The organism is Falsihalocynthiibacter sp. CO-5D18, assembly GCF_041205445.1.
Taxonomy (GTDB): Bacteria; Pseudomonadota; Alphaproteobacteria; order Rhodobacterales; family Rhodobacteraceae; genus Falsihalocynthiibacter; species Falsihalocynthiibacter arcticus.
Genome location: NZ_JBGFCF010000110.1, coordinates 1 through 334, shown reverse-complemented (window position 1 = coordinate 334; position 334 = coordinate 1). Strand labels below are relative to the sequence as shown.

Sequence of the window (334 nt, the reverse complement as noted above, 5' to 3'; positions counted from 1 at the left end):
AATGGCGTCGCATGGCTCGCGAGGGCAAGTTGGTACTGCCCAATCTTGAGGGCATCACCTTTGTTTCGGTAGCGGTTGAAGAGCCTGGAGACGCCTTGCCTGATGTGCCTGTGGCTGAAGCCGGCACGTTAGATTTGGTTAAAGGGGATGTGACCATCCGGCTCAGTGCGGGCACGCCAGCAGTCCGTATTGCCGAGATTGCGGCAGCGCTGTGATCCACCCGTCGCATGGTGTACAGATTTTTGTCGCGACCAAGCCTGTGGACTTTCGTAAGGGTCACGATGGTTTGGCGGCGCTGGTGCAAAGCCATCTGCAAAAGAAACCCTTTGATGGT

The 334-nt window shown here is 56.6% G+C and carries 2 protein-coding genes; both read left to right on the top strand.

Translation table 11 applies throughout. From position 1 onward, the window contains the following. Positions 1-215: IS66 family insertion sequence element accessory protein TnpB (locus AB9F27_RS22150; protein ID WP_369758238.1), on the top strand; the 215-nt coding region annotated here is incomplete at its 5' end. Next, the coding region (gene tnpB / locus AB9F27_RS22145) for an IS66 family insertion sequence element accessory protein TnpB (RefSeq protein WP_369758239.1) at positions 212-334 on the top strand (123 nt) is incomplete at its 3' end. The genes AB9F27_RS22150 and tnpB, both read left to right, overlap by 4 nt.